Consider the following 22,647-nt stretch of genomic DNA (forward strand, 5'->3'; position numbering starts at 1 on the left):
TCAGATCCCGGTCGCGACCTGCGACGAACCAATCAGAACTTCAGGGTAACGCCAAGCTGGAGATTGTGGGAGTACAATTTGGCGTTCTCGTATGTGCCGCCGCCATCATTGTCGTCTAGATCCACGCTTGTCACGGCCTTGAAGCGGTAACCGAAATCGAGGTCGACATTCTGCGTTACCGCGTAGGTAACACCGGCGCCCACCTGGCCGGCGAAACCCCAGCCGCCAGGCCCGTATCCATAGGCGTGGCCATCAAAATGAGTATCGGCGGTAACATAGGCCGCGCCGAGACCGCCGCCGACATAGAGTTTGGCATCACCAAAATGCGCAACATCGGCCCAGACGTTGGCGAGAAGATAGGTGGCCGACAGATTGCCGGAAGCTGGGCCGGAACCTTGGTCGGCAGGAGGGAAGCTGAAGCTGTACTCGCTTGCCTTGTAGCGCGCGTAGGACAGTTCGCCTTCCACGCGGAACGTGTCGTTGATCCGCCGACCGACAGCGCCGCCGATCACGAACCCACTGTCAAGATCCACGGAATACCGACCACTATCGTAGTCCGTCTTCACATTGTTGGCAAAGCTGGCGCCGCCGAAGAGCGTGACGTACCAGAGATCCTCCGCCCTCGGCACGTCGACAAGCGCGTCTGCGGCGTAGGCCGAACTCCAGCCAAGCGCCAATGCAAATGTCGAAACGCCAGCCAGCAGGCACAGTTTCATCGTCGAATCCCCTCGCAACAACTAGTGACTAATATCACTCTTGCTTGGCGGCCGAGCTGTCAAGAACGCAAACGAGATCAAGGAGCAAAGCGAGGTCGGGAACGATCTTTTGAGAATTCTTGTTGCCGCACCGCAACATAGCAGCACATGCTAATGTTTCTGGCGGCAGGCGCATGGCTGTCCCTTCCGTTTGAAATCGCGCTAGTCGGCCTGCCTTGCCGCCACCCTGCGCATGGAGATCACCCGCCGGCGGCGGATCTCGGTGCGCATCACCGTCAGGTGCAGCGCGAAGAACAGCACGGTGAAGCCGAGCGCCATCACCAGCAGCGGCCATAGCAGGCTGGGATCGATCGTCGGTCCGCCGAGCCGGAACACCGAGGCCGGCTGGTGCAGCGTGTTCCACCAGTCGACCGAGAATTTGATGATCGGGATGTTGATGAAGCCGACCAGCGTGATGATGGCGGCGGCCCAGGCGGCACGGCTGGCGTCATCCAGCGCGCGCGTCAGCGCGATGATGCCGAGATACATCAGGAAGAGGATGAAGACTGAGGTCAGGCGGGCATCCCACACCCACCAGGTGCCCCACATCGGCTTGCCCCAGATGGAGCCGGTGACCAGCGCAAGCGCGGTGAAGGTGGCGCCGATCGGGGCTGCAGATTTCAGCGCGACGTCGGCCAGCGGATGGCGCCAGACCAGCGTACCGAGCGCGGCGACCGCCATCACCGTGTAGCACATCATGGCGAGCCAGGCGAAAGGCACGTGGATGTACATGATGCGCACCGTGATGCCCTGCTGGAAATCCTCAGGCGCGGCAAAGCTCATATAGAGACCGATGGCTAGCAGGATCGCGGCGATCGACGCCAGCCACGGCACCAGCCTGTCGGCCAGCCCGACAAAGCGCGTCGGGTTGGCGAGGTCGGTCCAGCCGGCGAGGCGTGAGGAGGTGTCGCTCATAAGGTCTAGATAGACCGGCGGCGCGTTCGGGGCAATCGAGCGGTTGTCGCAGTCTTATTTACCCTCCCCATCGTGGGGAGGGTCGCTGCGAAGCAGCGGGGTGGGGGTGGTGGGGCACTACCCCCACCCGGACCCTACGGGTCCGACCTCCCCACAAGGGGGAGGTAAAAAAGCTACGCCGCTTCGATATTCACGGTGCGGCTGAGGCGGCGGACTTCCTCGTCGTTGAGCAGGCCGCCGGCGCGCAGCAGGCTGGCGAAACGGCCATTGCGCAGCGACAGTTCGGCGAAGCCGCCCATCTCGACCACCTTGCCCTTGTCCATGAACACGACCAGGTCGGCGTCGCGAACGGTGGTCAGGCGGTGGGCGATGATGAAGGTGGTGCGGTTGCGCCTCAGTTCGTCGATGGCTTCCTTGACGCGGTCCTCGGTCTCGACGTCGAGCGCGCTCGTCGCCTCGTCGAGCACCAGGATCGGTGCGTCCTTGAGCACGGCGCGGGCAATGGCGATGCGCTGACGCTCGCCGCCCGAAAGCTGGCCGCCGCGCTCGCCAACGACGGTGTCGTAACCGGCGCTCTTGGCAAGGATGAAATCCTGCGCGGCAGCCGCGTTGGCGGCGGCGTGAACCTCGTCATAAGTCGCCTCGGCACGACCGACGCGGATGTTGTCCTCGATCGAGCGGTTGAGCAGGCCGGCATCCTGGAAGACGGTGGCGATCGAATGACGCAGCGACTTGCGGGTCACCGTGCGGGTGTCGATGCCGTCGATCAGGATACGGCCATGAGACGGCGAGAAGACGCGCTGCAAGAGGTTGATCAGCGTCGTCTTGCCGGCGCCGGTCGGGCCGACGATGGCAACCGTCTGCCCGGCCTGGACCTCGAAGGAGACGTCGTCGACGCCCTGCCGCGAATTGGCAAACTCGAAGCCGACATTCTCGAAGCGGACATGGCCGGTGACGTTGGTGAGGTCGCGCAAGCCGTCCGGCTCGGCGGAGTCGGCGGCCGAATCCTCGAGGTGATAGAAGTCCTCGAGCTTGGCGCGGGCTTCCGAAATCTGGTTGGCGAAAGCCGACATCTGGTCGAGGCGGGCAATCAGCAGCGTGGCAAAGCCGGTGAAGGCGATGACGTCGCCGATCTTGAGCTGGCCATGGGTGACCAGATAGGCGCCGATCAAAAGCACAACCATCATCGATATGGTCGACGACAGGCGGTGCAACGCATTGGCCATCGCCCACCAGTCGAGCACCGGGTTCTGCGCGTCGAGCAGGTTCTTGACATAGCGGCGCAGCGTATCGGCCTCGTGGCCGAGACGGTTGTAGCTCTGCAGCACGGCGACATTGCTGACCGAGTCGGTCACATGCGCGAAGACCTGATGGTAGTGACGCTCGACCGCGGCCTGGCCCGCCTTGGTGCGCTTCATCACAAGCCGGCCGATGCCGACATAGAGAACGCCCAGCGCCATTAGCACCAGCGACATGCGCAGATCCATGCTTATCGCGGTCGGAATCAGCAGAGCCAGCGCAACCGCCGTCGACAGATGCTGGCGCATGAATTCAAGCCACAGGCTGAACAGCGTCTCGACGGCGCGCAGCAGCGTGTGCAGCGCGTTGGAGGTGCCGCGCTGGTGGTGCCAGGCGAGCGGCATGGTGATCACGCGCTCGAACGACTGGCACAGCACCTCGCTGCGCCGCTTGTGGGCAAAACGGTCGGCGCCGCGCGCCACCAGCACGAAGGCGACGATGTTAAAGGCGCCGAGACCGGCCCACAGCGCCAGCGTCGAAAACACCGAACCCTTATCGGAGATGGCGTCGATTACCCGGCCGAACATGATCGGCTCGAGGATGGCGATAATGGCGAGCGCGACATTCGCACCGCAGATAAACGCAACGCGCTTCCTGTCGGCTGCGAGATAACCCAGCGCTCTCCAGTAGATTTGCAGAAGTGACACTTCAGCTACTCCGCCCAAAACATTATTGTGCACCGCACCATTTCTTGACACGTACCGGTTAACGGGTCGCAAAACAATGCCCGTCTACCTCTTCCGTTCCCATTCTGCGAACAAAAGATGACGACGTTGCGAAATCTGCCGTGATCACCTAACGGTTTGAGATAAAAGGTGAAATGTCAGTCTTGCGGCAAAATCATGGCAGCATCTAGCGCTGCTACATTTTTAGTCACTGCACGCTTGACCCGCCGGTATCCGGGAAGGCACGCCGTACTGCGCCAGGAGCATGCCCAAGTAGAAAACGCGCGCCTCGAAAGGCGCGCGTCAACAATCTGAAGCCCTTGATTTTACGCGGGTATCTTGACGACCACCTCGATCTTGTCGCCGGCCTTCGGCTGAAAACCGGAAGACTTTGTCTTGGTTCCATTGACTTCGAGCGAGATGGATTTGGCCTTTTTGTCGCGGATGACGCGAACCTTGACCTCCGCCCCCAGCATCTTCAGCGTTGCAGAATAGCCGTCCCAATGGCTGGGCAGTTTCGGCCGGAACGTGATTTGCTTGCCCCGCCGCTCAATGCCCAGAATGCCTTCGACCGCAGCACGGTAGAGCCATCCCGCTGAGCCCGTATACCAGGTCCAGCCGCCGCGACCGCCCTTGCCCTCACCGGAATAGATGTCGGCGGCGACGACGTACGGCTCGACGCGGTAATGCTCGGCCGATGCATCGTCGAGCGCATGGTTGACCGGGTTCAGCATCGAGAAGCAGCGATAGGCATCGTCGGTGCGGCCCATTTCAGCGAGCGCGATGACAAACCAGGTCGCCGCATGCGTGTACTGGCCGCCGTTCTCGCGCACGCCCGGCGGATAACTCTTGATGTAACCAGGGTCCTTTCTCGTGTTCTGGAAGGCCGGGGTAAACAGTTTGACGATCTTGAGCTTGTCGTCGACCAGCAGGTTCGTCGCCTGCTGCATCGCCGTGGTCGAGCGCGCGGGGTCGCCCTCGCCGGAGAGCACGCTCCACGACTGCGCGATGGAGTCGATCTTGCACTCGTCCGAATTATGCGAGCCAAGCGGCGTGCCGTCGTCGTAGCTGCCGCGGCGATACCACTGGCCGTCCCAGGCGGTGCTTTCCAGCGCCCGCTTCAGCACATCGGCGTGTTTTGTCCAGGCCTGCGCCCGTTTGGTGTCGCCCTGCCCCTTGGCCACGGTGGTAAAGTCGCCCAGCGTCTTCAAAAGGAACCAGCCGAGCCAGACACTCTCCCCCTTGCCGGCTTCGCCGACGCGGTTCATGCCGTCGTTCCAGTCGCCGCCGAGGATCAGCGGCAGCCCTGCCGGGCTGCTGCGCTTGACCGCAAGGTCGAGCGCACGCGCGCAATGGTCGTAGAGCGACGCGTTCGTCTTGGAGATTTCCGGCGTGAAGAAGGCGTCGTGCTCGCCTTCGCCCAGCACCTGCCCGTCGATGAAAGGCAGCTGCTCCTTCAGGATCCCTGTATCGCCGGTCACCTCGATGTAGCGATTGGTGGCATGCGCCAGCCAGACCACATCGTCGGAGATCATGGTGCGCACGCCGGCGTCGGTGCGCGGCAACCACCAATGCTGGACATCGCCTTCGGGGAACTGCCGGCGCGCCGCATTGAGGATCTGGTCGCGCGCCAGTTTCGGATCGTGCGCAAGCAGGGCCAGCGTGTCCTGCAGCTGGTCGCGGAAGCCGAAGGCGCCGCTTGCCTGATAAAAGGCCGAGCGGGCGCGGATGCGGCAGGCCAGGCTCTGATAGGGCAGCCAGTGATTGACCATGGCGTCGAGCGCCTTGTCGGGCGTCTCGACCTGGATGGTGTCGAGGAAGCCGCGCCAGACGCGTTCATTGTCGGCCAGCCGCTGGTCGAAATCCTTGCCCGAATGGGTCTGCACCAACGCGCTCGCCTCGGCTGATGTGGCGGCGTCGCCAAGCAGCCAGACCAGCGTGACGTCGCCGCCGGCGGGGATGTCGATGTCGCTGGCGACAGCTGCGCACGGATCGTCGCCGGCCTCGACGCGGCCCGACAGGCCGGCGCCGCTGACGACGGCGTGCGGGAAGGCGCTGGTGCCATGCCTGCCGATGAACTCGCCGCGATCGGCTGTCACCGAATGCACCGGACCAGTGGCGGCCAGGAAGGCCACCCGGTCGCCGAAATCGAGACCGTAGGGGTTTTGCGCCAGAAGCGCGCCAGTCGCTGGATCCCTGGACGGGATGATGGTCGCAGCCGTGCTCGAGCGATGGCTGCCGAGGACCCATTCGGCATAGGCATAGACGCGCAGCCGCGCCGGCGCCGAGCCTGAGTTCTGGATGCGCAGCCGCGTGATCTTCACTGGATCGACGGGATCGACGACGTGCGTCAGATCCATCGACAGCGGGCCGCGTTTGGACCGGAAGGTGGAGAAGCCCTGGCCGTGCCATGTCTCATAGGTCATCGAGGGATCGCGGACCACGGCAGCCAGCGGCGAGAATGCCTTGCCGCTGGCCTGGTCGTAGATGTAGATGCCCTCGCCCGGCCGGTTGGTGACCGGATCGTTCGACCATGGCGTCAGCTGGTAATCGCGGCTGTTGCGGCTCCAGGTGAAGGCAGCGCCTTCGGCCGAGACATGGAATCCGAACGAGGCGTTCGAGACGACGTTGATCCAGGGCTGCGGCGTCGAGCGCCGCCCGGCAAGGCGGGTGACATAGTGGCGGCCGTCGCCCTCGAAACCGCCAAAGCCGTTCCATTGGCTGAGGCCGCTGCCGTCGGCGCTGCTGTCGGACGCGGCATGGTATGCAGGCGCCGCCGGCACCGGCAGAGACGGCTCGCGCAGCGACGCGGGGGCCACCGGCTGCAGGGCATCGCGTGCTTGCAAGGCTGCCGCCTCGGCGCGTTCGATCTGGTCGAAGATGGTGCCGTTGCGCGTGTGCAGAACCACGCGGGCAACCGCCAGCAGCGTCTTGTACGTCGCCTCGTCCATCAGGTCGCGGCGCACGGCGAAGATGTGCTGGCGCGGCCCGAGTTCCTTGCCGCGCAGGCGGCTGTTTTCGCACAGCGTCTCGACCGCGCGCTGCAGGTCCTGGACATAGGACGATGCCTGCTCGTTGACGACCACGAAGTCGATCATCATGCCGCGGGCGCGCATATACTCCTGGAAGCGCAGCGCCTGGGCGACAATTTCGAGGTCGGCCACGTCGCCGATGCGGACCAGGAAGATCGGGAAATCGCCCGAAATGCTGGTCGGCCACAGGCTGGACTGCTTGCCCAGCCCCGAAGCGATGGATTCGCCGGGAAGGCGCAGGAACGGATCGGGATAGATCAGGAAGCGCGCCAGCTTCTGCACGTTGGCGGCGTCGGTCAGGCTGAGACCAAGATGGCGGGTCTGCACCTGCGAACGCGTCCAGGCAAGCATCGCCTGGCGAGCAAAACTTTCGGGATGGTCGAGCCTGGCGATGGCCTCGTCCAGTTCGGCGCGGTTGGCGCCGACGGCGGTCCAGAAGGTCAGCGATATCTTCTTGTTGGCCGGCACCCGCACCTGGCGGCGCAGGGCCGCTACCGGATCGAGGGTGAAGCCGTGGTGACCGCCAAGCTTGGCGCCGGGATCGAAGGCCGCCGCTTCCGCGATGGTACGGCCACGGCCGATGAAGGCACGGCGGTCGGTTTCGGCCTCGGCATCGCGCGCCGACCCGGACGGATCGGTGACGAAATGCACCATGGTGACGTCAGGCTCGTTCTTCTCGCGCTTGCGCCTGGTGGCAAAGATGGCGCCGTTATTGGCAGCGATCTCGGTCTCGATAAACATTTTCGAGAACGCAGGATGGGCATTGTCGGAGGCTTCGTTGCCCAGCACCAGCTCGGCAAAGGAGGTCACCTCGATATGCCGGTCAGTGGCGCCGTCGTTGTAGAGCGTGACGCGCCGTCCCTCGCCATTGCCTTCCGAGATGACGATGCATTCGACCTCCGAACGCAGCGAGCCCACTGTTTTGACGAAGCTCGCCTTGTCGTCGGAAAACAGCGTTTGCACTCTCTCGCCGGTCGCCTGCTTCGGCTCTGCGGTGGCCGACCACCAGTCGCCGCTGCCGGCGTCGCGCAGGAAGATGTAGGAGCCGAGCCGGTCTTCGGTCGGGTCGGGCTGCCAACGGGTGACGGCGAGTTCGCCCCAGCGGCTGTAACCGGAACCGGTGGCCGAGACCATGACGGAGTAGCGGCCATTGGACATGACGCTGGTGGCGCGCAACGCCCTCAGCGGGTCGAGGACGATGCGCGAATCCGGGCTCTCGACCTCGGTCTCGTCCTTCGAGCGCTCGTCGGCTTCGGTCCTGACCGTGGCGGTCGGGATGTCGCGCGGCGCCCTCTCCTGCAGCAGGAGTTCGGCAGACTCGATCACCGGATCGCTGTGGAAGCGGTCGCGCAGCCTGCCCTCGAAGATGGCGTCGGCAACGGCGGCGATCGACATGCCGGAGTGATGCGCCATGTAGTTCAGGACAACGGCATGGTCGGTGCCTTCCGGCACGCGCTGCGGCGTGAAGTCGACGGCGTCATAAAAGCCATGCCGGCCGAGAGCGCCGATGGAGCGCAGCCTGGCCAGATTCTGGACGGATTCGCGCGGTGTGAACTGCGCCGCGAGGATCGTGGCGTAAGGCGCGATCACCGTGTTCTGGCCAAGGCCGCGCTTGAGACCAAGTCCGGGCACGCCGAAATTGGTATACTGGTAGGTCAGTTCGCGGTCGCGGGCGTTGTAGGCCGCTTCCGAAATGCCCCAGGGCACGTTCTTCGAACGCGCGTACTGGATCTGGCGCTTGATGATCAGCTTGCTGGTCTGGTTGAGGATCGAGCCCTGCGGCTCCTTCATCACCAAAGGCGGCATCAGATACTCGAACATCGAGCCCGACCAGGACATCAGCGCACCCTGGAAGCCGATCTCGACGATCGGCCTTCCAAGCCGGAACCAATGCTCCGTCGGCAGGTCACCCTTGGCGATGGCGAACAGGCTGGTCAGCCGCGCCTCGGAGGCGAGCAGATCGTAGCAGCTCTCATCGAGCTGGTGCTCCTCGACCCGGTAGCCGATCGAGAGCAGTTTGCGCTCCTGACGCATCAGGAAAGAGAAATCCATCTCGAAGGCATAGCGGCGGCAGCGTTCGCGCAGCGCCAGCAGCTTGGCGCGCAAGGCTTCGACGGCGTTTTCGTCGCTGTGCGAGTCATGCACATGCGCCTCGCAGGTCGCTTCCAGCCGTGCCGCCCAGTCGGCGATAATGTCGCTGCGCTGCGATCCGGCCTCGGTGTGGATGGCGGTGGCGAGCTTGCGGATCTCACCGGCAAGCACGGCCAGGTTAATGGTGCGGATCGAGGCCATCTCCGGCTGCGCCTTGATGGTCATGACGGCGCGCCGCATGCCATCGAGGCGATCGGCCAGACGCTGGCGCAACGGCCGCAGTTGCCGGCGGTCGTCAGGCAATTCCTCGAGGCTCTCGTCGAGGATGCTCACCGTGTCGAGGACGCCTTCGAAATCGCCCTGCAGGTGAACGGACGGGGCTTCCGCCCATTCGGCGCAGGCAGCCGCCACCGCGACCAGATGTCCGGCGAGATTGCCGCTGTCGACGGCGGAGATGTAGAGCGGATAGAGCGGTTTGAGCGTCGTGGTGTCGTACCAGTTGAAGAGGTGGCCGCGGTTGCGCGGCATGCTCTCGATGGTCGTCATCGTGGCGTCGATCCGGGTGATGGCGTCGGAGAGCGCAATCCAGCCGAAATCGCGTGCCGACACCACCGACAGCAGGTAGACGCCGATATTGGTCGGCGACGTCCGCGGCGCCACAACCGGCGCCGGGCTTTCCTGGAAATTGTCGGGCGGCAGATTGTGGTGCTCGGCCGTGACGAAGGTTTCGAAATAATGCCAGGTGCGGCGCGCCACGGTGCGCAGCGCGTGGATGTCGGCCTGCGATATGCGCAGGCGGTCCTCGGTCTCGGCCGAGCGGCTGATCCAGCAGGCAACCGCCGGCGAACCGATCCAGAACAGAGCGAAGAAGAAGGCGACGAAGGCACCGGTGGAATCGGCCAGCACAGGGATAGCGAGACCGACGGCGCCGATGATCACGGCGCCATACATCATGCTGTAATAGGAGCCGATATCGTTGTCGCCGCCCTTGTGCGCCTGCGACGCGGTGCGCCATTCCAGCAGGTTCTGGCGGCTGACGAACAGGCGGTAGAGCGTGCGCACGATGGCGTCGCCCATCATCCAGGCATTGTGCGCCATCAACAGCACTTTCAGCGCCACAAGCGCCGTGCCGAAGACGGTGTCGTGCGCCAGTGCGGAGAAATGGCCGCGCGGCGTCTGGTCGCCGCTCTTGGGCAGGATCGCGTTGACGACATCGAAGGTCGGCGCCATGAACAGCGACAGGATCAGCAGCGCCTGCCACTGCGCGGCCTGTGTGAAGGGCAGCAGCGTCCAGCCGGCGATCGCCGCCATCACCCAGAAGATCGGGGTCAGCGAGCGGCGCAGATTGTCGACCATCTTCCAGCGCGACAGCGCCGGCACGCCGGAACGCGGCGAGAAGATGAAGCGCAGCAGCTGCCAGTCGCCGCGCGCCCAGCGGTGGTGGCGCGAGGCGTCGACCGAGTAGCGGGTAGGATAGTCCTCGACCAGTTCGACGTCGGTGACAAGTGCTGCGCGCGCCAACGCACCTTCGAGCAGATCGTGGCTGAGGACGGTGTTTTCCTCGATGCGGCCCTGCAGCGCCGCCTCGAAAGCGTCGACGTGATAAAGGCCCTTGCCGGTGAAGGAGCCGTCGCTGAAGACGTCCTGGTAGAGATCTGAGACGGCAAAGACGTAAGGATCGAGACCGCTGTTGGACGAGAAGACGCGCTGGAAGAAAGAAGCGTCGTCGCCGCTGGTGAGCGAGGCTGTGATGCGCGGCTGCAGAATGGTGTAGCCGGCGGTAACGACGCGCTTTGTCGCGTCGAAATGCGGGCGGTTGAGCGGATGGGCGAGCTTGCCGACCAGTGACGACACGGCGTCGCGCGTGGTGCGCGTGTCGGCGTCGAGCGTCATGACATAGACGACCTTTTCCGGCAGCGGCACGTCGAGCGGCAGGAAGGTGGTGTCGCTGTCGCCGCGCAAGAGAAGGTTCAGCTCATGCAGCTTGCCGCGCTTGCGCTCCCAGCCCATCCAGGCGCCCTGCGCCTGGTTGTAGAGCCGGCGGCGATGCAGGATATAGAAACGCGGCGCGCCTTCCGAGGGATAACGGGCATTGAGCCTGGCGATCTCGTCGCGCGCATATTGCAGGATCTCGATGTCGGCGGCGTCGATCTCGGTCTTGGAATCCGGCCAGTCGGACAGCAGCGCGAAATGGATTTCTTCGGCCGTGTTGGCGAGGTGATGCACCTCGATGTTGCGGATGTTTTCCTCGACATCATCGCGCGAGCCGATCAGCGACGGCACCACGACCAAGGTGCGTGATGCCGCCGGAATGCCGTGCTTGTAGTCATAGCCGACGAGCCGCGTCGGCTTCAGGAACAGTGAAACAACGGTGTTGAAGAAGGCGAGCGCGCCTTCGCTGGCAGGCACCGCAAACAGCGCCAGCATCAGCGTGATGGATTCCACCGACAGGCCGAGATGGGCAAGCGCATTGCCGGAGACAACCAGCAGTAGCACCGTCAGCAGGAAGACCGGCACAACGATGCCGAGCCAGCCCGTGGCGGTGAAGGCGCGCTTGAAGGTCACATGGAAGGGCGGCCGATAGCCGATCGCCTTTTCCAGATCCGGCCGGCGCGGGCCGACCAGGAAGAAGCCGACATCGGTATGCATGGCCGGATCGGCTGATGCATCCGGCACGCCGGAGGCATCGGTGACCCCGGGAACATGGCTGGCCAGATCGATGGCCTTTTCGGCGACACGGAATTCGGACAGGTCGGAGCGGCGCGCCAGTTGCTCGATCGACGTGCGGTACTGGTCGCGCGAAAAGAAATCGAGCGCGGCGAAATCGGTGCGCTCGCGCAACAGCGTGTCGATGCGGCTGACGCCCTCGAACCACACCGTCCAGTCGACGTCGTTGATGAGGCGCAGGCCGCGGATGATGTTGCCGGTGGTGACATTGCCGCTGGACAGCGTGCGATGCTCGGAAATGATGATTTCCTCGGCGTCGGAGCCGGTTTTCTCGAGCTCGACCTCCAGCCATTCCAGCGCCCTGCCGGCATTCTGCGAGCCGTCGCGCAGGCGGTAGAGCAACTGGGTGGCGAAGGTGGTGTCCTGCGCATGCGCGCCGTAGCCCGACAGGATCTTCCGGCGGTCTGCATTGTCGTCGGTCGCCAGCACGCGGTCGGCGACCTCGTTGGCGATATGGCGCATCTGCCTGGTGCGGTCGACGCGCACGGCGATGCGGCGCAGATTCTCGATCAAAACGAAGCGCAGCAGCGACGGCAGCGCCCACAATTCGCCGATCTTGAGCGGCTCGACCGACTGAAAACCCTCGACGATGGATTTGAACATGGTCGCCGAAACCGAACTGTCGGAATGGGCGACATAGCTCCAGGCCAGGGCCAGCGCGCGCGGCACCGCGGCGCGGTTGGCCACTTCCAGGGTCGGCAACTGCCGGTAGAAACGGCGCGGCAGGTCGCGCTTCACCTGAAAAATGGTCTCCTCGACGAGATAATTGTTGTCGAGCAGCCATTGCGCGGCAGGCGTGATGGTTTCGCCCTTGGCCTGGGCGGCATTGGTCGAGCGGTAGACTTCGAGGATTTTCTTGGCGCTGTCGCGGATGCGGGCCTGGAAATCGAACGGCGTCAGGCCGAACAGGTCCTTGATGTCGCCGTTGGCGAGGCTTTCGCCCAGCGCGCGCAGCCGCTCTTCGGGCAGGAAATTGGAGCGTATCGGCTCTTCGGTGATGACCGGGAAGCCGGCGCTGGACTTTTCGATTTGGGCAGGATTTGTCTGGATATTCATTGAAAATTCCGCATGGGGGACGCGATGCGGCGCCACCGCCACGGCAATGTCCCTAAAACCGATTCAAATGCAATTGGTTGCATGATTACACTGGCCGAAAGTTTTGCTTCGCACCACGCCAGAGGCGTTATCCCTTCGACATTTTAAGCGGGGCTTTCGACAACTCAAGGACGAGCACCCCTGCCCTCCGTCCGCCTTGGAACGACGGAAGGATTCGGGCTTTTTCGTGATCCAGACAACAGCTTACGCCAGATTTCTCCGGCGTGCGATCATGTTTGGCAACAGGCGTTAATCGTTGTGCTGGCGGTGCGGCTAGCCCAGGCTGGCTATCCGGATGACGAACACGGTCGTCGGCCGCACCGGTTCAAGCCGCAGTTTCGCGGCCTGCGGTCCGAGCAACAGCGTGTCGCGAGGTCCAAGGCGCGACGATGTCGCGCCGGTCACGCCGACCTCACCGTCGAACGGCAGGATCAGGGTCATAGCGCTGGTCGGCCGGATATCGGTCGGAACCGAAACCATCAGACGCTGGACCGAGTGCGTTGCCCGCCCGCGGCGGGTCATGACGTTGAGGTCGGTGATCGCACCGGAGATCAGCGCGGCCGTGGTCGGCACATCGGCCGGGAAGGACAGCGGGGCGGAAGCCGCCGTCACTTCGGCCGGCGGACGGCCGGCAATATCAAGCACGATACCCTCGCCTTCCAGCACGGCAAGCGTGCGGTCGACGCCGGCAAAGCCCGAGAACGGGCCGCTGCCCTCGACTCGCGCCATCGAAACGCGCCAGTCGAAATCGTCCAGCCCGACGCCGTCCGGCGAGACGGCGATCTCGGTGGTCGTGCCGCCGCCATTCTTCCACGGCATGACGCGGTAGTCGGCGGCCCGTAGGATGCGCATCATTTAAGCCAATCAGCCTAAAATACCGGGCAGATTGAGCTGGTGCTCCTTCGCGCACTCGATGGCGATGTCGTAGCCAGCATCGGCGTGGCGCATGACGCCGGTCGCCGGATCGTTCCACAACACGCGCTGCAGGCGCCTTGCGGCGTCCGGCGTGCCGTCGGCGACGATGACCATGCCGGCATGCTGCGAGAAGCCCATGCCGACGCCACCGCCATGATGCAGCGACACCCAGGTTGCGCCCGACGCGGTGTTGAGCAACGCATTGAGCAGCGGCCAGTCGGAGACGGCGTCGGAGCCGTCCTTCATCGCTTCCGTCTCGCGGTTGGGCGAAGCCACCGAGCCGGAATCGAGGTGGTCGCGGCCGATGACGACGGGCGCCTTGAGTTCGCCCCTGGCCACCATCTCGTTGAAGGCGAGGCCCAGCCTGTGGCGGTCGCCGAGGCCGACCCAGCAGATGCGCGCCGGCAGGCCCTGGAAGGCGATGCGCTCACGTGCCATGTCCAGCCAGTTGTGCAGATGGGTGTTGCCGGGGGTGAGTTCGCGCACCTTGGCGTCCGTCTTGTAGATATCCTCGGGATCGCCCGAAAGAGCAGCCCAGCGGAACGGGCCGATGCCACGGCAGAACAGCGGCCTTATATAGGCCGGCACGAAACCCGGGAAAGCAAAGGCGTTCTCGAAGCCTTCGTCCTTGGCGACCTGGCGGATGTTGTTGCCATAGTCGAGCGTCGGCACGCCGGCATTCCAGAACGCGACCATCGCCTCGACATGCTCGCGCATTGAGGCGCGGGCGGCCTTCTCGACAGCCTTGGGATCGGAGACGCGCTTCTCGCGCCACTCAGCCATCGTCCAGCCCTTGGGCAGATAGCCGTTAATCGGGTCATGCGCCGAGGTCTGGTCGGTGACCATGTCGGGGCGGATGCCCCGCTTGAACATTTCCGGCACGATGTCGGCCGCATTGCCGAGCAGGCCGACCGACTTCGCCTCGCCGGCCTTGGTCCAGCGCCCGATCATTTCCATCGCTTCATCGAGCGTCTCGGCCTTCTCGTCGACATAGCGGGTGCGCAGCCGGAAATCGATCGAGTCCGGATTGCATTCGATGGCGAGGCAGCAGGCGCCGGCCATGACGGCGGCAAGCGGCTGGGCGCCGCCCATGCCGCCGAGGCCGCCGGTCAGGATCCATTTGCCCGTAAGGTTGCCATTGTAGTGCTGGCGGCCGGCTTCGACGAAGGTCTCGTAAGTGCCCTGCACGATGCCTTGCGTGCCGATATAGATCCAGGAGCCGGCCGTCATCTGGCCGTACATCATCAGGCCTTTTTTATCGAGCTCGTTGAATTTATCCCAGGTCGCCCAATGCGGCACGATGTTGGAGTTGGCGATCAGCACGCGCGGCGCATCGGTGTGCGTCCGGAAGACGCCGACCGGCTTGCCGGACTGGACCAGCAGCGTCTCGTCTTCATTGAGGGTCTTCAACGAGGCGACGATGCTGTCGAAATCGTTCCAGGTGCGCGCGGCCCGGCCGATGCCGCCATAGACAACGAGCTCATTGGGGTTTTCGGCGACATCGGGATCGAGGTTGTTCATCAGCATGCGCAGCGGCGCTTCGGTCGTCCAGTATTTGGCGTTGAGCTTGTCGCCGCGGGGCGCGCGCACTTCGCGGATGTTGTGGCGAGGATTGTTCATCATTGTCCCTTTGGAGTAAGGCGGCGTCTCAGCGCCCGGCCCAGTCAATGGCGGATTGGAGGATTTTCGTCAGTGTGGCGCGCATCGGCGCGGCGAACTCGGCATCATAAGGCACCGGCCAATTGTCCGGTTCGCCCTTGCCCTCGGGCTCGCGCAAATAGCCGCGATCGGCAAGTTCCATCTGCAGCGCATGGTAGCCGCCTTGCGGATTGCCGAAATAGCGGGTGATCCAGCCACCCTTGAAACGGCCGTTGATGACATTGCTTTCACCGCTCTCGGCCATGATCTGGCCAACCAGCGCCTGCAGCGTAGGATCCGCGGTCTGGCCGTCATTGGTGCCGAGATTGAACACCGGCAGCGTGCCGTAGAACAGGCGCGGCAGCACCGACCGGATCGAGTGGCAATCGTAAATGACGACCTTCTCATGCAGGCCGCGCAGCCTGACGGACTGAGCCGCCAGCATTTCATGGTAGGGCACGAAATACGCTATGCGGCGTTGATCGATCTCCGACGGCGTCGGTTCCGCGCCGGGCAAATACAGCGGATCGCCGTCGAAGGTCTCGGTCGGGCATAGCGTCGTTGTCGTCTGCCCGGGATAGAGCGAGGCGCCGGAAGGATCGCGGTTGACGTCGATGACGGTGCGCGAGATCGACGTGTGCACGACAGTCGCGCCAAGGCCGGCGGCAAAATCGTAGAGATTGTCGATCCACCAGTCGCAATCGCGGCGGCCGAGCCAGGGCGAGACCAGCCGATTGTCGATGCCGGCGAGATCGATACCCGTGTGCGGGATGGACACCAACAGGGGTGCCGTGCCTTCCGTCACTGTCAGCCAGTCGGCCATGTCAGACTCCCGAAATCGAAGGCAGTGTCACCGCGCCGGCAGCCTTGATGGCAGCGCCGCTGCGCACCATGGCGATGGCCTTTTCCATATCGGGATGGAAATGTCGGTCGTTGTCGAGATGCGGCACTTCTGCGCGGACCAGTTTGCGCACGGCTTCAAGGGCCGCGCTCGACGCCAGCGGTGCATGGAAATCGCAGCCCTGCGCGGCGGCCAAGAGTTCGATGCCGATGACGGCTGTCGCATTCTCGACCATGCCGATCAGCCGGCGCGCGCCATGTGCGGCCATCGAGACGTGGTCTTCCTGGTTGGCCGAGGTCGGGATGGAATCGACGCTCGCGGGATAGGCCTTCTGCTTGTTTTCGGAAACGAGTGCCGCCGCCGTCACCTGCGGGATCATGAAGCCGGAGTTCAGGCCGGGCTTCGGCGTCAGGAATGCCGGCATGCCGGACAGCGCCGGGTCCACCAGCATGGCGATGCGGCGTTCCGACAGCGAGCCGATCTCGCAGACGGCGAGCGCGATCATGTCGGCGGCGAAAGCCACCGGCTCGGCGTGGAAATTGCCGCCTGAAAGCGCAGTATCGTCCTCGGCGAAGATCAGCGGATTGTCGGTGACGCCATTGGCCTCGGTGCCGAGCGTATCGGCAGCCTGGCGCAGCACGCTGAGTGCAGCACCCATCACCTGCGGCTGGCAGCGCAGGCAGTACGGATCCTGCACGCGCTCATCGCCGACGCGGTGCGATTCACGGATGGCGCTGCCGGACATCAGATTGCGCAGCGCTGCCGCCGTCTCGATCTGGCCCGGGTGTTTTCTGAGGAGATGGATGCGCGGATCGAAGGGTGCATCCGAGCCCTTGGCGGCGTCGGTCGACAGCGCCCCGGCGACCAGCGCCGACTGGTAAAGCACTTCGGCCTCGAAGAGAGCGGCCAACGCATAGGCGGTGGAGAACTGCGTGCCGTTGAGCAGCGCCAGGCCTTCCTTGGCGCCAAGCGTCACCGGCTCCAGGCCGTGCGAGACGAAAGCGACCTTGGCCGGGAAGCGGCCATGCGGTGTAAAGCATTCGCCGACGCCGATCATCACCGCCGTCATGTGCGACAGCGGCGCGAGATCTCCGGAGGCGCCGACCGAGCCCTGCGCCGGCACGACGGGGATGACGTCGTTGACCAGCATCGCTTCCAGCAATTCGATGGTTTGCGGCCGCACGCCCGACGCGCCCTGCGCCAGGCTGGCCAGCTTCAGCGCCATCATCAACCGAACCACAGCGACCGGCATCGGCTCGCCGACGCCGGCGGCATGCGACAAAACGATGTTGCGTTGCAGGGTTTCCAAATCGGCGGCCGGAATGCGGACGCTGGCCAGTTTGCCGAAGCCGGTGTTGATGCCATAGACCGGCTCACCCTTGGCGACAATACGGGCGACAGCCTCGGCGCTGGCCTTGATCTTCGGACGGCAGGCAGCGTCGAGCTTCGGCACGGCGCCACGATAGATGGTGCGCCAGTCGGCCAGCGATGCATTGCCGGGCTTCAGGTTAAGTTCGGTCATTGTCCTCTCCAGATGCGGGCGTGGAGCGGGTTGAAGCCCATGCGGTAGACGAGTTCGGCCGGACGCTCGATGTCCCAGATCGCCAGGTCGGCGGATTTCCCTGCTTCAAGCGTGCCGGTCTGGCCGAGCAATCCCAGCGCACGGGCAGCCTCGCGAGTGGTGCCGGCCAGGCACTCCTCGACGGTCAGGTCGAAAAGCGTCGCGGCCATGTTCATGGTCAGAAGCAGCGAGGTCAGCGGCGACGTCCCGGGATTGTTGTCGGTGGCGACCGCCATCTTGACGCCGTGCTGGCGAAACAGGCCGATCGGCGGCTTCCTGGTTTCGCGGATGAAATAGTAGGCGCCGGGTAGGATCGTCGCCACGGTGCCGGCCTTGGCCATGGCTGCGGCACCTGCTTCATCGGTGTATTCGAGATGGTCTGCCGACAGCGCACCATAACGGGCGGCGAGTTCGGCGCCATGCAAATTGGACAGCTGGTCGGCATGGAGTTTGACCGGCAGGCCAAGCGCCTTGGCCTTGTCGAAGACGCGGGCAATCTGTTCCGGCGAAAAGGCAATGCCCTCGCAAAAGCCGTCTACGGCGTCAGCCAGGCCCTCGGCGGCGATTGCGGGGAGGATGGTGTTGGCGACGAGATCGACAAAAGCGTCCTTGTCGCCTTTTGCTTCCGGCGGCAGCGCATGCGCGCCGAGGAAGGTGGTGCGGACCGTGACCCGGCGTTGCTTGTCCAGTTGCCGCGCGGCGCGAAGCGACTTCCGTTCATTTCCGAGATCGAGCCCGTAACCCGACTTTACCTCTACCGTGGTGACGCCCTCGGCCATCAGCGCGTCAAGGCGCGGGAGAGTCTGCGCAACCAGTTCGTCTTCGCTCGCGGCACGCAGGGATTTGACCGAGGAGACGATGCCGCCGCCGGCACGGGCGACTTCCTCATAGCTGGCGCCGGCCAGCCGCATCTCGAACTCGTTGGCACGGTTGCCGGCATGGATGAGATGGGTGTGGCAGTCGATCAGGCCGGGCGTAATCCAGCGGCCTTCGCAATCGGTAGTCTCGCCGCCCTGAGCCAACGCTGACGGCATCTCGGCTTCCGGACCGGCATAGACGATGACGCCGTCACGGGCGATGATCGCGCCCTTGTCGACAATGCCCAGTCCGGCAACGCCTTCGGCCATGGTCGCCAGGCGCGCATTACGCCAAAGCTGAAGGCCCCCTGCCCGGCTTTTGTCTTGTGCCGCCATCATCTTTTTCCGTTGCTTGGATGGCGATTATGTATATACATATTGAAACGCGCTGCAAGTGCATTGTTGATGGAATGCGGAGAAAAACGTGACGGCGATCTTTGCGGAACAGGTGCTGCTGGCCGATGGCTGGCATGACAAGGTGCGGATCTCGCTGAGCGGCGGTCAGATCGCGAAGGTGGAGCCAGGTTCTTCACCGCGGAGCGGTGACGAACGCCACGCCATTCTGGTGCCCGGCATGCCGAACCTGCACAGCCACGCCTTCCAGCGCGGCATGGCCGGGCTTGCCGAACTGCGCGGTCCCTCCGCCGACAGCTTCTGGAGCTGGCGCGAGGTGATGTACCGCTTCGCGCTGTCGATGACGCCGGACCAGGTCGAGGCGGTCGCCGCCCAGCTTTATGTCGAAATGCTGGAGGCGGGATTCTCGCGCGTCGGCGAATTTCATTATCTCCACCACGATCGCGACGGAAAACCCTATGCCAACCTTGCCGAGATGGCCGAGCGCATTGCCGCCGCGGCTGGCGAGACCGGTATCGGCCTGACGCTGCTGCCGGTGTTTTATGCCCATTCTTCCTTCGGCGGCGCTGCGCCCAACGAAGGCCAGCGGCGATTCATCAACGATGTGAATCGGTTCGAGCGCTTGCTTGAGAAAAGCCGCGAATCGGTTCGTGCGTTGAATCAGGCTGTCGTCGGCGTCGCCCCGCACAGCCTGCGCGCCGCGACGCCGGAGGAACTCAGCGCTATTGCCGCCATTGCGCCGGACGGACCGATCCACATCCACGTCGCCGAGCAGGTGAAGGAGGTCGAGGATTGCCTGGCGTGGTCGGGTGCGCGACCGGTCGAATGGCTGCTCGCCAATGCCGGGATCGACAAGCGTTGGTGCCTGATCCACGCCACCCACATGACCGAGGCTGAGACAACCGGCATGGCCAGAAGCGGCGCCATTGCCGGGCTTTGCCCGATCACCGAGGCCAATCTCGGCGACGGCACCTTTTCAGCACCTCTGTTCATCGAACATGGCGGCCGCTTCGGCGTCGGCTCGGATTCCAACGTGCTGATCGGCCTGCCGGATGAATTGCGCCAGCTCGAATATTCGCAGCGCCTCGCACACCGCGCCCGCAATGTGCTGGCGTTGGCCGGCGGCTCGACCGGGCGGGCTCTGTTCGACGCCGCCCTCGATGGCGGCAGCACCGCACTCGGCGCGGGCCCGTCGCGGATCGCCGCCGGCGCCGCGGCTGATTTCGTCTCCCTCGACGAAAACCATCCTTCGCTGGCCGGAAAAAGTGGCGATGCGATCCTCGACGCCTGGATCTTTGCCAATGGCGGCAAGGTCGATTGCGTCTGGGTGCACGGAAAAAAACAGGTCAGCGGCGGCCGGCATTCCAGGCGCGAGCCGATTGCAGAGCGCTTTCGCCAGGTGATGACGGCGCTTGCGGCATGAGCATGATTGAGACAGCGGCGTCGGAAGGCGGCGGCTCGCTGCACCAGCGCATCCTGTCCGACATCAGCGAGAAAATAATGTCTGGCGCCTGGGCGCCGGGCCACCGCATCCCGTTCGAGCACGAGCTGACGGCGCAGTATCATTGCTCGCGCATGACGGTGAACAAGGCGCTGTCGCAGCTGGCCAAGGCCGGGCTGATAGAGCGCCGCCGCCGTTCGGGCAGCTTTGTCCGCCAGCCGCAGTCGCAGGCCGCGGTGCTGGAAATCCAAGACATCAGGATCGAGGTTGAGTCGCTTGGCCTGGCTTATCGTTACGAGCGCTTGGCGCGGCAGAAAAGGCGCAGCAGCGCCGAGGATCGCGCCTTGCTGGAACTGGACGCAGCCGGACAGGTGCTGGCGCTTGAATGCCGGCATTTCGCCGGCAAGCGGCCGTTCGCGCACGAACAGCGGCTGATCAATCTCGCCGCCGTCGCGGAAGCCGCCGAGGAGGAGTTTCTCGACATCGCCCCCGGCCCTTGGCTGATCGGCCGCGTGCCGTGGAGCGAGGCAGAGCACCGTATCCGCGCGGTCGCGGCCGACAGACATATTGCCGAAGCGCTCGACATCGCAACCGGCGCGCCCTGCCTGGTGGTCGAGCGCCGGACCTGGAGCGCCGAGCACCCGGTGACGCAGGTGAGGTTCACCTACGCCGCGGAGAGCCACACGCTGGTGGCGCGGTTCAGGCCTTCGCAGGGGTAGCTCCTTTACCCTCCCCCTTGTGGGGAGGGTCGCTGCGAAGCAGCGGGGTGGGGGTCGGCGCCAGCCCCCCGCCCGGACCTTCGGTCCGACCTCCCCACAAGGGGGAGGTAGAAGGCTGCACTTTAAATCGCCGCCGTAACGATAATCTCGACGGTGTATTCCGGCCCTGCAAGCTTGGCCTCACCCGTGGCGCGGGCGGGCGTGTTGCCTTGCGGGACCCACTTGTCCCATTCCTTGTTCATCTCGGCGAAGGTGCCCATATCGGCCAGCCAGATGATCGCCTGCAGGATCTTGGTCTTGTCGGTGCCGGCCTTGGCCAGCAGTTCGTCGATAGATGCGAGGATCGACCTCGTCTGTTCGCCAACGCTGGCGCCGGGCGTTCCGACCTGGCCGGCGAGATAGACGGTGTTGCCGTGGATGACGATCTGGCTCATGCGCGGGCCAACATCGATGCGACGAATGCTCATGGGATGGTTCCTTCGTTTGTCGGTGCGCCTGTTTAGAGTCGCTGCCGGCTTCGGGCAAGGCCAACAGCGCGAAACCTCTTGAGCCTAGGTTGGATCTTGGGCCGCAAATGTCTATCTGCGCCGAGGGATTTCTTTCCGGCGCGGATTGCCGACCTCGTGTGAGAGTGGCAAGACTTTGCGCCAAACCAGATTGGAGGATGAGAGCCATGGAATATCGCGAAATCAGCGAGGACTATTCGGTCTCGGGCCAGATCCAGCCCGAAGATGCCGCCGCCATCAAGGAAGCCGGTTTCAAGAGCGTGATCTGCAACCGGCCGGATGACGAGCAGCCCGACCAGCCTTCGGCCGACAGCGTCAAGGCGGCGGTTGAAGCCGCGGGGCTGGCCTTCCGTTACATCCCGGTGATCAGCGGCCAGATCACAGCCGAGAATGTCGAAGATCAGGCCGAAGCGCTCGACGCGCTCGAAGGCCCGGTGTTTGCCTATTGCCGCTCCGGCGCGCGCTGCACCAATCTCTACGGGCTGATCCAGCAGTCCAAGGGGTGAGCATCCTGAGGCGCTGGCGATCCCTCACACCCTCCGCTGTCCTGCCGGACATCTCCCCCGCAAGGGGGGAGACCGGATGTCGCCTTCGCTTTTCGCCAATCGCCGACGTTGCAGGATGAGCGCTGTCGACAAAAGCTGCTGATCTCCCTCCTTGCGGGGGAGATGGCCGGCAGGCCAGGGGGGTGCTGTCCCGCCGACGTATCAACTGAAACTCTCTCAAACTAGATCGGCAGCGCCCCGGTTTCCTTGAGTGTTTCCAGCACGATCGCTGTCTTTACATGCTGGACCGATTCATGCGGCAGGAGCACGCCGTTGACGAACTCCGACAATGATTTGAGATCGGGTGTCACCACTTTCAGGATGTAATCCATCTCGCCGGTCAAAGCGTGCGCCTCCTGCACCTCGGGCAGCCGGGCCAGCAGTTCGCCAAAGCGCCTGGCATTGTCGCGGTTGTGGGTGGCGAGCGTCACCGAGATGACGTTAACCAGCGAGAATCCAAGCTTGTCGCGGTCGAGCACGGCGCGGTAGCCCTTGATGTAGCCGTCTTCCTCCAGCCGTTGGCGCCGGCGCGAGCATTGCGACGCCGACAGGTTGACGCGCTCCGAGAGATCGTTGTTGGTGAGCCGCGCGTCGCCCTGCAAGAGAGCCATTATCTTGCGGTCAAATTGATCGATGCGCGCGTCATTCATCGATTCATCTCCAATCATGCATGAATTACGCACGAGGTGAT

Annotated in this window: 14 protein-coding genes; 3 read left to right on the forward strand and 11 right to left on the reverse strand. The window is 64.2% G+C overall.

The features are described from left to right. Window positions 1–32 precede the first annotated feature (32 nt). The 9 genes from NKK50_RS16800 to hutI all read right to left on the reverse strand — a co-directional run bounded on the left by NKK50_RS16800 (window position 33) and on the right by hutI (window position 18,727). The gene (locus NKK50_RS16800) at window positions 33–716 is read right to left on the reverse strand and encodes an outer membrane protein (RefSeq protein WP_023672895.1); all 684 of its coding nucleotides are present in this window, start codon (window positions 714–716) and stop codon (window positions 33–35) included. 201 nt (window positions 717–917) lie between these two features. Then, the gene (locus tag NKK50_RS16805; RefSeq protein WP_023672896.1) at window positions 918–1,670 is read right to left on the reverse strand and encodes a heme ABC transporter permease; all 753 of its coding nucleotides are present in this window, start codon (window positions 1,668–1,670) and stop codon (window positions 918–920) included. 173 nt (window positions 1,671–1,843) lie between these two features. Continuing rightward, window positions 1,844–3,616, reverse strand: coding sequence for a glucan ABC transporter ATP-binding protein/ permease (locus tag NKK50_RS16810; RefSeq protein ID WP_023672897.1), 1,773 nt, complete (start codon window positions 3,614–3,616; stop codon window positions 1,844–1,846). Window positions 3,617–3,960: 344 nt separating this feature from the next. Beyond that, on the reverse strand, window positions 3,961–12,540 hold the full coding sequence (locus NKK50_RS16815) for a glycoside hydrolase family 94 protein (RefSeq protein ID WP_352543669.1): 8,580 nt from the start codon (window positions 12,538–12,540) through the stop codon (window positions 3,961–3,963). A gap of 312 nt (window positions 12,541–12,852) precedes the next feature. After that, a complete protein-coding gene (locus tag NKK50_RS16820) occupies window positions 12,853–13,431 on the reverse strand; it encodes a HutD/Ves family protein (RefSeq protein ID WP_023739269.1) in 579 nt (192 codons plus the stop codon). A 12-nt stretch (window positions 13,432–13,443) separates the two neighbouring features. Continuing rightward, window positions 13,444–15,114: a urocanate hydratase gene (gene hutU / locus NKK50_RS16825; protein ID WP_023739268.1), complete on the reverse strand. Its 1,671-nt coding sequence runs from the start codon at window positions 15,112–15,114 to the stop codon at window positions 13,444–13,446. A gap of 28 nt (window positions 15,115–15,142) precedes the next feature. Next, window positions 15,143–15,955, reverse strand: a complete 813-nt coding sequence (gene hutG / locus NKK50_RS16830; RefSeq protein WP_023739267.1) for an N-formylglutamate deformylase — start codon at window positions 15,953–15,955, stop codon at window positions 15,143–15,145. Between the two features lies 1 nt (window position 15,956). Beyond that, window positions 15,957–17,495 (reverse strand): histidine ammonia-lyase, encoded by a 1,539-nt coding sequence (gene hutH / locus NKK50_RS16835; protein WP_023739266.1) that lies wholly within the window; start codon window positions 17,493–17,495, stop codon window positions 15,957–15,959. Further along, a complete protein-coding gene (gene hutI, locus NKK50_RS16840) occupies window positions 17,492–18,727 on the reverse strand; it encodes an imidazolonepropionase (protein WP_023834283.1) in 1,236 nt (411 codons plus the stop codon). The genes hutH and hutI overlap by 4 nt, the downstream gene beginning before the upstream one ends. A gap of 88 nt (window positions 18,728–18,815) precedes the next feature. Here hutI and NKK50_RS16845 point away from each other — a divergent pair, with 88 nt between their 5' ends. Together NKK50_RS16845 and hutC are read left to right on the forward strand one after the other, a co-directional pair. Next, window positions 18,816–20,168: a formimidoylglutamate deiminase gene (locus tag NKK50_RS16845; protein WP_352543670.1), complete on the forward strand. Its 1,353-nt coding sequence runs from the start codon at window positions 18,816–18,818 to the stop codon at window positions 20,166–20,168. Next, window positions 20,165–20,905 (forward strand): histidine utilization transcriptional repressor HutC, encoded by a 741-nt coding sequence (hutC, locus tag NKK50_RS16850; RefSeq protein WP_352543671.1) that lies wholly within the window; start codon window positions 20,165–20,167, stop codon window positions 20,903–20,905. Before NKK50_RS16845 ends, hutC begins: the two co-directional genes overlap by 4 nt. Before the next feature lie 122 nt (window positions 20,906–21,027). Here the strand turns inward: hutC and NKK50_RS16855 are convergent, their stop codons facing one another. After that, on the reverse strand, window positions 21,028–21,372 hold the full coding sequence (locus NKK50_RS16855; protein ID WP_023672906.1) for a RidA family protein: 345 nt from the start codon (window positions 21,370–21,372) through the stop codon (window positions 21,028–21,030). A gap of 206 nt (window positions 21,373–21,578) precedes the next feature. Between NKK50_RS16855 and NKK50_RS16860 the strand changes: the two genes are divergently transcribed. Beyond that, window positions 21,579–21,917: a protein tyrosine phosphatase family protein gene (locus NKK50_RS16860; RefSeq protein ID WP_023672907.1), complete on the forward strand. Its 339-nt coding sequence runs from the start codon at window positions 21,579–21,581 to the stop codon at window positions 21,915–21,917. 221 nt (window positions 21,918–22,138) lie between these two features. Here NKK50_RS16860 and NKK50_RS16865 read toward each other — a convergent pair whose 3' ends face one another. Then, a complete protein-coding gene (locus tag NKK50_RS16865) occupies window positions 22,139–22,606 on the reverse strand; it encodes an Lrp/AsnC family transcriptional regulator (RefSeq protein ID WP_352543672.1) in 468 nt (155 codons plus the stop codon). Window positions 22,607–22,647: the final 41 nt, after the last annotated feature.

Origin of the sequence: Mesorhizobium sp. M0001 (genome assembly GCF_040324255.1) — a bacterium.
Lineage (GTDB): Bacteria > Pseudomonadota > Alphaproteobacteria > Rhizobiales > Rhizobiaceae > Mesorhizobium.

What these genes read in the sequence shown, in the direction of transcription:
- NKK50_RS16800 (WP_023672895.1), bottom strand. Translation starts at nt 716, where the DNA reads ATGAAACTGTGCCTGCTGGCTGGCGTTTCGACATTTGCATTGGCGCTT.
- NKK50_RS16805 (WP_023672896.1), bottom strand. Translation starts at nt 1,670, where the DNA reads ATGAGCGACACCTCCTCACGCCTCGCCGGCTGGACCGACCTCGCCAAC.
- NKK50_RS16815 (WP_352543669.1), bottom strand. Translation starts at nt 12,540, where the DNA reads ATGAATATCCAGACAAATCCTGCCCAAATCGAAAAGTCCAGCGCCGGC.
- NKK50_RS16820 (WP_023739269.1), bottom strand. Translation starts at nt 13,431, where the DNA reads ATGCGCATCCTACGGGCCGCCGACTACCGCGTCATGCCGTGGAAGAAT.
- hutU (WP_023739268.1), bottom strand. Translation starts at nt 15,114, where the DNA reads ATGAACAATCCTCGCCACAACATCCGCGAAGTGCGCGCGCCCCGCGGC.
- hutG (WP_023739267.1), bottom strand. Translation starts at nt 15,955, where the DNA reads ATGGCCGACTGGCTGACAGTGACGGAAGGCACGGCACCCCTGTTGGTG.
- hutH (WP_023739266.1), bottom strand. Translation starts at nt 17,495, where the DNA reads ATGACCGAACTTAACCTGAAGCCCGGCAATGCATCGCTGGCCGACTGG.
- hutI (WP_023834283.1), bottom strand. Translation starts at nt 18,727, where the DNA reads ATGGCGGCACAAGACAAAAGCCGGGCAGGGGGCCTTCAGCTTTGGCGT.
- hutC (WP_352543671.1), top strand. Translation starts at nt 20,165, where the DNA reads ATGAGCATGATTGAGACAGCGGCGTCGGAAGGCGGCGGCTCGCTGCAC.
- NKK50_RS16855 (WP_023672906.1), bottom strand. Translation starts at nt 21,372, where the DNA reads ATGAGCATTCGTCGCATCGATGTTGGCCCGCGCATGAGCCAGATCGTC.
- NKK50_RS16860 (WP_023672907.1), top strand. Translation starts at nt 21,579, where the DNA reads ATGGAATATCGCGAAATCAGCGAGGACTATTCGGTCTCGGGCCAGATC.
- NKK50_RS16865 (WP_352543672.1), bottom strand. Translation starts at nt 22,606, where the DNA reads ATGAATGACGCGCGCATCGATCAATTTGACCGCAAGATAATGGCTCTC.